The organism is Dethiosulfatarculus sandiegensis (genome assembly GCF_000931935.2).
Taxonomy (GTDB): domain Bacteria; phylum Desulfobacterota; class Desulfarculia; order Desulfarculales; family Desulfarculaceae; genus Dethiosulfatarculus; species Dethiosulfatarculus sandiegensis.
This window is the reverse complement of record NZ_AZAC01000067.1, coordinates 169,382-179,246: the sequence shown is the minus strand read 5'-3', so window position 1 is coordinate 179,246 and position 9,865 is coordinate 169,382. Positions and strand designations below refer to the sequence as shown.

8 protein-coding genes are annotated in these 9,865 nt (G+C 50.4%); 3 read left to right on the top strand and 5 right to left on the bottom strand.

Going from position 1 to position 9,865, the window contains the following annotated elements:
* Nucleotides 1–160 precede the first annotated feature (160 nt).
* Nucleotides 161–868, top strand: a complete 708-nt coding sequence (locus tag X474_RS23465; protein ID WP_044352419.1) for an ABC transporter ATP-binding protein — start codon at nucleotides 161–163, stop codon at nucleotides 866–868.
* Nucleotides 869–1,251: 383 nt separating this feature from the next.
* Here X474_RS23465 and X474_RS23460 read toward each other — a convergent pair whose 3' ends face one another.
* From X474_RS23460 to X474_RS23440, 5 genes are all read right to left on the bottom strand, one after another.
* The gene (locus X474_RS23460) at nucleotides 1,252–1,608 is read right to left on the bottom strand and encodes a hypothetical protein (RefSeq protein ID WP_044352417.1); all 357 of its coding nucleotides are present in this window, start codon (nucleotides 1,606–1,608) and stop codon (nucleotides 1,252–1,254) included.
* A gap of 1,027 nt (nucleotides 1,609–2,635) precedes the next feature.
* Nucleotides 2,636–3,775: a glycosyltransferase family 4 protein gene (locus X474_RS23455; protein WP_231688374.1), complete on the bottom strand. Its 1,140-nt coding sequence runs from the start codon at nucleotides 3,773–3,775 to the stop codon at nucleotides 2,636–2,638.
* A 20-nt stretch (nucleotides 3,776–3,795) separates the two neighbouring features.
* Entirely contained in the window at nucleotides 3,796–4,980 is a 1,185-nt protein-coding gene (locus tag X474_RS23450) for a glycosyltransferase family 4 protein (protein ID WP_044352416.1), read from the bottom strand.
* 751 nt (nucleotides 4,981–5,731) lie between these two features.
* Complete coding sequence (locus tag X474_RS23445; protein WP_044352414.1) at nucleotides 5,732–6,349, bottom strand: LysE family translocator; 618 nt, start codon at nucleotides 6,347–6,349, stop codon at nucleotides 5,732–5,734.
* A gap of 316 nt (nucleotides 6,350–6,665) precedes the next feature.
* Entirely contained in the window at nucleotides 6,666–7,571 is a 906-nt protein-coding gene (locus tag X474_RS23440) for a nitroreductase family protein (protein ID WP_044352413.1), read from the bottom strand.
* Between the two features lie 306 nt (nucleotides 7,572–7,877).
* Between X474_RS23440 and X474_RS23435 the strand changes: the two genes are divergently transcribed.
* Both X474_RS23435 and had read left to right on the top strand, forming a co-directional pair.
* On the top strand, nucleotides 7,878–8,630 hold the full coding sequence (locus X474_RS23435; protein WP_044352411.1) for a 3-oxoacyl-ACP reductase family protein: 753 nt from the start codon (nucleotides 7,878–7,880) through the stop codon (nucleotides 8,628–8,630).
* A 65-nt stretch (nucleotides 8,631–8,695) separates the two neighbouring features.
* Nucleotides 8,696–9,784, top strand: coding sequence for a 6-hydroxycyclohex-1-ene-1-carbonyl-CoA dehydrogenase (had, locus tag X474_RS23430; RefSeq protein ID WP_052515566.1), 1,089 nt, complete (start codon nucleotides 8,696–8,698; stop codon nucleotides 9,782–9,784).
* Nucleotides 9,785–9,865: the final 81 nt, after the last annotated feature.

The following is a 9,865-nucleotide window of genomic DNA, read 5'->3' as shown; positions in this document are numbered from 1 at the left end:
ATCGGAGATTTTGGGGACCCCATGGCGGCGCGGCGAATTGCGCCGGCTTTTGATACCGGACAATTGGAAAAAGTCGGCAAATTTTCAGTTTTGGCGACTTTGGATTGGAAAAGCCTTAGACCATCTTTTCCAATACCTCATTAGAGATTAAGGAACCAATATGCTTCTTGAGATAAATAACTTAAAAGCCGGTTACGGAAACATAACCATTTTGCATGGCGTAAATTTAGAGGTAAATCCCGGCGAAATCGTCTGTCTTATAGGACCTAACGGCGCTGGAAAATCAACGGTGCTGAGGACGGTTGCCGGGCAACTTACACCCAGCCAGGGTGAAATAATATTTGAAGGCCAAAATGTAAGCAAAGAAAGCCCAGAAAAAAAGGGGGTTAAAGGGCTTATTTTCATACCACAGGGTGAAAATATATTCCCCAATCTTTCTCTATTGGAAAACTTAGAGATAGCGGCATTTGCGCTAAAAGGTAATGATACATATCAAAACCGTCTCAACCAGGTTCTCGGATCTTTTCCCTGGATGAAAGATAGACTAAATCGTCCGGCCAAAGAACTTTCCGGCGGTCAAAGGCAGGCGCTGGCCTTAAGTAGAATTATTCTGCTTAAACCCAAATTGGTTCTTCTTGATGAGCCATCTTTGGGCCTGGCTCCTTTGGTAGTCGAGGATATTTTCAGCCAGATTCAGGCCATGAATCAACAGGGGATTTCTTTTCTCATGGTGGAGCAAAACGCCCGTAAAGGGCTCAGTGTTTCCCACAGAGCTTATGTTTTGGAGCAAGGAAAGGACCGTCTAACCGGCACAGGCGCTGAACTGCTTTGCGACCAGAGGGTGCAGGATCTGTATCTGGGAGGTTAAAAACTTTATATTTTTAAAAATATTTTTTCCTGCCGCATCTCATCTAATGAAATAAAATTCACCACACCGAAAAAAAGACCGCCAGGGTAATATACCCTGGCTTTTTCATGCAAAAAGGTAGATGGTACCTTGCTTCCATTAAATAAGAGCTACTGAAACTCAAATTTTTTTAGGAATCAAAAGGCTCCAAAAAACGAGCCCCTCAATGATTCATTTTATCAAACAAAATGGATCATTGAGGGGCTGGCCGGGCTTTGTGCCAATTCCCTTGTGCGGGCAGGCACCATCCGTGGTTAAATACTTTTAAAAAAAGTAATCACAACGGATGTTCTTGACATGCCCATTAAAAAGGCACGCAAAGCATAGGGGCAACTCACAAGGAATTAGTCCTCGGAGACCAGCACAAGCCGCCAAGCCTTTGATTTACCACGAGGTTTTTCAAGAGTAAAGGTGGCTCCGGTTTCATAACCGGTTAAAGCGGTGAAATCGGTGATGGTCAGGCGGCCTTTATTGGTAACTTCGTAAGCTTTGGGAGAAGAAGCGGATTTTTTGCGAGAGGCCTGTTTAATCTGTCCTGCTTCCACCATGGCCATTTTCAACTGCTGAGCAAATTCAACTGCTGTCATTGGCACACCGCCGATAGCCAGTTCACGGCGAATATCTTGTTCTGCAATACCCTCACGAACCATTTTCATTAATTTCTTACGATCATCAATATTCCATTTGGATTGACGAGCCATATTAACAACCCCTTTCTAACTGGAAATTGGCACTGATTATTATTGTTTAGTTGCTTCTTACCAAAACCGAACCTAAAAAGCAAGCTCCAGCAAGATAAAAATTGGATGTTTTTTGTACTTTATTGTCGATTAAGTTTAACGGCTGCTCTTCTGAATAATCAATCCTCATCCAGCCTATTTCATAACTATTACGGAAAAATTCACTCTTTATTCAGATTGTTATTCATAGACGCATTTAGCCAATTTAATCTGTTTCAGGAAAATTAGAGCTTTTTTTATTGACTTATTCATAAATCCTTAGTAAGGCGCTCAACTCGCATGTTGATCCTATTATTTTTTAAATCGGATTTTTGTGGCAACCTGCAGATAGCCGCTCTCTTTAGCCACTCATAATTTTTCCATTTCACTTTCCACAAAAACACCTGGCTTTGGGAGTATTTTTATAAAGATACCGTTCCTTTTCCTATATTCCCCGGATCTGCCGCCCAAGGACGGCCCATAAGAATATAGCCCTATTGTCGGGTAGTTTTCACCCATTTTCATAACTCCAGCTAACTGGCAAAGATGAAAACAAGTATTTATTCAGGAATTTTGTAAATCCAACCTGCATGCTCAAAAAACCACAAACCAAAAAGAAAATTATCAAACGACGATATTAAGGCGGAGAAAGCCCTCTAACCGAACAAAGCCCTGACCGTTATAAAAATGTCTTCTTAAAAAATGATTTAACAATGTAATCAGAAGGGCGCCCGGAGTAATCGCTCCAAACGGTTTACACTGCGGACAAGGTGTTAATAAGGCTTTTTCGCCCTGTTTCACGCCAAATTCGGCAAAAAGGCGTTTTTTGACAATCCTCTAAAAATATCCGGCTTTTCGCGGCTGTGTATTGCGGCGGACCTTCTGCAATCTTTGTGAGCAGCCTGCCAAGAAAAGCCAGGGTCTTATCTTGCGGTTTTCAATTGCGCCGAAAAACTTGTTTTTTGGGGAGAGGAGCGTTTGAAACGACTTTTTCGTAAATAACCCGACCTCAGCCGGCCAATTCGCGATAAACGGAAAGAGTGCCTTGTCCCATGGCCTCTCTGGAAAACTTGGCGGCCTGTTCCAGGCTAAGGCCACTCATGCGGTTTTTCAGGCCCTGATCCCGCCCCAGGCGAACCACGGCATCGGCCAGAGAAGATTCATCGACGGGATCTGTAAGCAAGGCGGCTTCGCCCGCCACCTCGGGTAAGGAAGATATGTTCGAAGTAATAACCGGCGCACCACAGGCCATGGCTTCTAAAACCGGCAAACCAAAACCTTCATAAAGGGAGGGATAAACCACGCCATAGGCAGCCTGGTAAAGCCCGGGCAGGTCTTCAAAGGGGACATAGCCCAGAGCCTTGACCTTTCCCCTGCCGGCCGGGTCCTTAATGGCCCGCATGGTCTCATCCGCTTTCCAGCCCTCTCCGCCCACCAGAACCAGATCCTGCTCTATGAGTCCGTTCTCCCACAGGTGATGGAACACCTTAACAAGGTGGGGCAGGTTTTTTCTTGGTTCCAGAGTGCCCACAAAAAGGAAAAAGGGTTTTTCCAAGCCATATTTTTTGCGCAACCCGGCCAGGGCTTTTTTGCTTTGGGCAGCACTAAAACGGGGCGAAACCGCCTCATAAACCACCCGCACCCTGCCCCTGACCGAGGGGTCAAAGCGGATCAGTTCCCTGGCCGTGAACTCGGAGGGAACAATCAGGGCGTCCGCCCTGCGCACCGCCCGGTTCAGAGCTCTCATGGAAAAGGCCACATTATCCTTCTTATGCCACTGGGGCTCATATACAAAGGATAGGTCGTGAATCGTCACGGCCAGTTTGCTGTTACGCAGTCTTGGGCCTGAAATATTAGTGGAATGAGTTACATCCACCTTGGCCAGTTGCGGCTCCTTGGGCAGCTTGAGCTTGCACCAAAATAATTTAACCCCCAACTCGACCTTATCCGCTCCGTGCAGCCTGAAATTGGGGCTATTCGGTACAAACTCCGCCAGACCTTTATACTTTTTGGGAAAACAATCCCAGAAATAGGGATAAAGCACATATTGATTTGCCTGATCCACCTTGGCCAGGCCGGAGACCAGATTATATATATAGTTGCCCACCCCGGTCCAGGGGTCGGTCAGGCGGCAAATATCTATTCCCACGCGCAAGTTAGCGACTCCCCTTATGCTGTCTTTCCCGAGGCAATTTCACTTAAAACCTCTTCGTATAGCTTCATGACCCGATCCCAGTGGTAATTTTTTTCCACGAATTTCTTACCCCTGAGGCCCATGGCCTGGGCTGCTTCGGGCTGGGCGGCGAGTTTCCCAAGGCAGGCGGCTAAATCATCTTTACTGTCATAGGTAAGCCCGCTTCCCGAATTTTCAATATAACGCACCAGCACTTCGCACTTTTCAGTCACCATTACCGGTTTTCCGGCCAACGAGGCCTCTAAAGTCACCATGGAAAGGCTTTCATGGGGTGAGGGCATGATTAGGGCGTCTGCCGCTGACAGGGCATCGGCCTTTTCCTGCTCGGATACAAACCCCAGGCTCAGAATCCTTTTATGCTCCGGCACCTGCATGCGCTCTTTACCGACTAAAACCAGGCTCAAATCTTTGAAAGCAGGTTGTTCTGCCAGAGAGGTGAAATAGTCGAACATCTCCTGACAGCCTTTTTTAACATCGATCCTGCCCATAAAGAGCAGAATCCCGCCCTCCAGATTGTGCTTTTTGCGAAACCCTGCGGCATCCCCGGCCAAGGGCGGATCTATACCCAACCCCACCACGGACGAAGGGATTCTCTGGTTTTGAAAAACCTGGTGCACCAGATCCCGCTCTGCCTGGGTATTGAACAAAATATGACGAGGCAGATTGAAAAGCGGCCTGAAAAGCGAAAGATACAAAGGCGCTTCATCATGGGCCGTGGGAACCAGCGCGCTTTTATGAGAGACCAGGGGCAGGCCCGCGGCAGTGGGAAAATAGAGATAGGTCCAAAATACAAAGGCATCGTATTTTGGGTGATTCTCCATGAGATATTCCAAAAGGGCCGGAGTGTAGGGACCCTGCCTGACCAGCCAGCGCCATTCAGAGTCTATGGTGTGGGGATGGTCATAAATTTTCCGGGCCAGGTAGTTGAACCAGCGCACCCGCCTTTTGCGGGCCACCGGGAACCTCAAAACCTCTATTTCATCCAATTTGGAGCGGCCGGGGGGAAACTCGTTTTGCCAGGAAAGATAATCCTTGGCACAGGTGGTGAGCACATGAACCTCATGGCTCTGAGACAGCCGTTTGGCCACGGCCCGGCAGTGTACTTCGGCACCGCCATCCACACCGTCGCCATATCGCTGCACCACAAGCCCCACTCGCATGTTCATCTCCTGCATTACCGGATTGTTTTCCGAAAAAACTTTTTCTAAGGTGCGCCCCTCAAAGGCTTGGCCAAGGCCTGACCTTTAGCGGGGTGTTCAAAAACGCCCTGTTATTCGGGCCATGAATACACCTCCAAAATGCTAAAGCATTTTCGGTGACCCCAGGTGTGGCCCGCCATTTCGCACAGCCTTGAAAAGCAAGCGATTTGAGCAAGTTTAAAAAGCCAGGGACGGATTTTTAAACACCCTGTCAGATCAAAATTCGACCTCTTAAGCCTTGCTCAACCCCCAATTCATTCACCCGGTCCAATACAATTGGCAAGCAAGACTTAATTGGTCCCAAGGGGCCTAAAGATCGTTTAATCACTATGACACGCCCATGGCCATGCTTCAAGCCGCCTATGGAAACTAGCGGGTGTCACGAGTAATAAGGATGATGCATAGTTTATTTTTAGTGGCGGGATTACATAGTTTGATCAAGACAGGCAAATGGTCTGCGGCAAGGCCCGGAGTCCACTTTTCCAGCAAAATACCGATTTTCCCAAGGTTAAGGAACTCTCCTGTCCGCACTGTGTCAGGCTGTATTTTCCCTTTAGAAAAAATAATGAAAATTTTGATAAGCCAACGCCCCTAATAAGCGGCTCGGACTAATCCAGGCTATTGGTCTATTGGTTGTTTACGTAACCCCAAAGGCCGCAACACGGTCCATCAATGCCATCGGAATATCCACGGGAACCGGCCCGGTCTTGTGCTAGACCAGGTTCAGGTAACCCAGGCCTTCTTTCAGCATAAGCAGGCCAAAAACCATCAAAAGCGCGCCTAACACCCGCATGGTGTAGAGATAGGGCCTGCCGGTTATCAGGTTTCTGGCCTTGCCGAACAATATGGCCGTCAAAATTTTCGAGCCTATCAAACAAACATAAAAGCTCAAGATAAAGCCTGCCCCGCCGGTCCAGGAATCCAGGGAAAATTTAATAGCCAGCGGCGCGCCCAGGGTGAACCAGAACAGATAGGGATGGGGGCTTAAGAAATTGGCCAGGGCCCCGTTGCGAAAGGAGCGAGGCTCTTCGGTTGACACCGCTTCCTCAAGCGCTTTGGCGGAGAGCGTCTGCCAGCCCAGATAGCAGACAAAGACCGCTCCCGCCAGGGAGACCACCCCCAGGGCGGTGTGGGATTCCGCGGCCTGGCCCATGAGGTAAATACTCAGCACTAAAATGGGCAGATCGGTGATCAAGGGAGCCATGCCCACCTTGAGCCCTTCGGCCATGGAATAGCGCAGGGTGCTGCTAATTACCAGCACCATCAGCGGGCCGGGCGAAAACCCGGCGGCCAAGCCCAAAAGCGCGCCTGCGCTCAGCGCCTCAAACATGGTCACGCCCCGAAATCAACTTACAGCGCTCCAACTTGTCTCCTCCCGAAATAACACCAATAATCCCGAGTAATGCGGCAGTTGCGGCCTTTGCCCTTTTGTCCGTCCATTTAAGGCCTTTGGGAACGCAAAACCACACCCTTTGGATATGCCAAGGCCGCTGATCCAGCCTACTCGCTTTTCGAATATTTTAAAAATTGATCGCTTATCCAGGTCGTCTTGTTTTCATTGTACCGGCGGCTCATGCGCCCGGCCACCAGACCGGGCAGCTTCCCCGTGCACCTTTACCGAACATCAATGGGGGACAAACAGCCTGCTAGGCTTTAAAGCGCAACGACGGTTCTTTGCGACTGGTAAAGCGCAGGTATTTAACAGAGGGATAGCCCAGGGCAATCACCGCGTAGGCAGTATCATCTGTGGGGATTCCCACCATCCGAGCCAACGAAGGGTCCTTTTTCATGGCAGCCACGGCAAAACCAACCAAACAGGTTCCCAAGCCCAAACTGTGGGCAGCCAAAAGGATGTTCTGGCTGGCCAAAAGGGCGTCCTCGGCCGGGCAGGAGGCATTATTCGAAGAACTTACTATCATAACCGCCGGAGCCCCGTGAAAAAGGCGATCCACCCCCTTTTGCTCCCACTCGGCCAAGGCTCCCTGTACGGATTGGTAATGGTTGAGATAGTAGTTATGAAGTTCAGGCCTACCCAGGGCCTTAAGTAAAAGACGCAGAACAGGCCTCCCGGCCAGCCGGTTAAGCCGCCTGAAAAAATTCCCTATGCCCTCGGCCCATTCAACCACGGCTTGTCGGGTGGAAAGCACTGTGAAACAGAGCGCCTGGCTGTTGGTGCCTGAAGGTGCGGTCACCCCCACACCGGCCAAATCCTGCAGAACCTCTTGACCCACCTCCTTGTCCCGGAAATTGCGGCAAGACCTTCGCGAAAGCATGAGGCCAACCAAATTTCCCGCATCGAATTCACCTGGGGGCAAAGGCCTTTCCGGAATCTCAAACCCGGCAAAGCCCCTTAGCCAGGGAGTGGGCCCTGCCGCCTTGATTGCGTTTTCAGGACACACGGCCTCGCAGTGACCACAGGCCAGGCAATCGGCCTCCAAAACCTCGGCCTTGCCCGCTTCTAAAAAGAGCACTCGACTGGGACAAACCTCAGTACAAAGGCCGCAGCCAATGCAGGCCTCCTTTTGTATCCGTGTAGTGAAACCGGAATCCATTTCTCTTAATCCTCGCATAAGCACAAAAAAGTTAAAGCGCCAAAGGCCCGTCATGAAAAACAGGTGGTTGCAAAATACAGTCTACATGCAGAAGCTTATCTCCTCATAAACCATGGACTCTAGCGGTTCCTTATGGCTTTTTACCTTGACATTCCCCTGCTGTTTCTGCGAAATAGTTACAACGTAGCTATAATAAAGTTATAAAGTCACTTAATAATCACTCCCGAAATAATAAAGCCCCTAACAGCGGGGTTTTTCGTAAGCAAATTTTTTTCTGGCGTCACCAATTGCACGGGGAGGTAATGCATGCGCCTTCAAGGGAAAAAGGCCATAGTAACCGGTTCTTCCAGGGGAGTAGGCGCGGCCGTGGCCCTGGCCTACGGCAAGGCCGGAGCAGATGTGGTGGTGAATTACACCTCCTCCGAAGGCCCGGCCATGGATGTTGTGAAAAAAATCCAGGATATGGGGCAAAAGGCAGTGGCCATAAGGGCGGATGTGGCCAGGGCCGAAGGCTGCAAGGCCCTGGTGGACGCCAGTGTCAACGATCTTGGTGGGTTGGACATTGTGGTCAACAACGCGGGCTTCACCCGTCCCGCCATGCTCCACAAGATGGATAACGACCAGTGGAACGCGGTCCTGGATATCCATCTCAAGGCCGTCTGGCTCATGAGTAAAGCCGCCCATCCCATATTCAAGGGACAGAAAAGCGGCAAGATCATCAACGTCACCAGCGTGGCCGGGGTGGTTGGAACCATAGGCCAGGTCAACTATTCAGCGGCCAAGGGCGGGGTCATAAGCCTCACCAAATCCATTGCCCGTGAAATGAGCCGCTTTAACGTCTGCTGTAATGTGATCAGCCTGGGCATTGTGGCCACGGATATGACCGAAAAAATTCGCACCGATGAAAAATTAAAAGAAATCTACATGAACCGCATTTTACTGAAACGCTTTGCAGAGGCGGAGGATATCACCCCGGCCTTTGAATTCCTGGCCTCGGATGAAGGCAATTACATCACCGGCCAACTCATCTGTGTGGACGGTGGTTACGGCATGATCTAACAGACGGCTCTGCCTCTTGAGCAAAAGGTGGAAGACGTCTCAACAATTTTTCTGGGAGGACAAAAATGGCTGGAATTCCCGAAGTGATAAACACCTGGCAGATGACGGAACAGGGCAAGGGGGGAAATCCCGGAAAGCTTACCAAAACCACCATACCGGTTCCGGAGCTGGCGGAAGACGATGTTCTGGTTGAGATAGCCGGCTGTGGTGTGTGCCACACCGACCTGGGATTTTTCTACGACGGCGTGCCCACGGTCAATAAACCGCCGCTCACCCTGGGACACGAAATAGCAGGCACGGTTGTGGCGGGCAAAAGCGATTATATCGGTAAAAACGTGATCATCCCCGCGGTTATGCCCTGCAACAACTGCCCTATCTGCGACCAGGAGAGGGGAAACCGCTGCCTGGCCCAAAAAATGCCCGGCAACTCACTAGGGGTCTACGGCGGTTTCAGCAGCCATATCCCGGTTCCGTCCGGTGACCTGTGCGTCTTAGACGAACTTAAACACCCCTTGAGTCACTACGCGGTCATAGCCGACGCCGCGACCACACCCTATCAGGCGGCCATGCGGGCGGACCTTAAAAAGGACGACCTGGTGGTGGTAACCGGCGTAACCGGTGGTGTGGGTGTTTACATGGCCCAGATCGCCAAGGCCCTGGGCGCCAAGGTGGTGGTTGGTATTGCCAGAAACCAGGCCAAACTGGACCGGGCCTTAAGCTACGGCACCGACTTTATCATCAATTCCAAAGGCAAAGACATCAAAGAGGTCAAGGGCGAATTTGCGGGCATCTGCAAACAGGCCGGTGTGCCCAAAAATGTGGGTTGGAAAATCTTTGAATGCACCGGCAGCGGCGGAGGCCAGGAGATAGCCCTTTCCCTGATCTCCTTCCTCAGCAAGATGGTGGTGGTGGGCTTTGGCTTGCAGCCCAACAAATACATGCTCAGCAAGCTTATGGCCTTTGACGCCGAGATCATCGGCACCTGGGGCTGCCTGCCCAAGTATTACAACAACGTGCTCGCCATGGTTCATGAAGGCAAGGTGGAGATCGAACCCTTCCTGGAAACCAAACCCATGAGCACCATTGAGCAGGTATTTGAGGACCAGCACGCAGGCAAATTCGACAAACGCCAGGTTCTGGAGCCTGACTTTTAAAACCGGGAAATAAACGGAGCCCGGGCAAGGGCCTTGGGCCCCTTTTAGGTTCAAACTTTTTTCGAAGGCAAGGAGGAGACT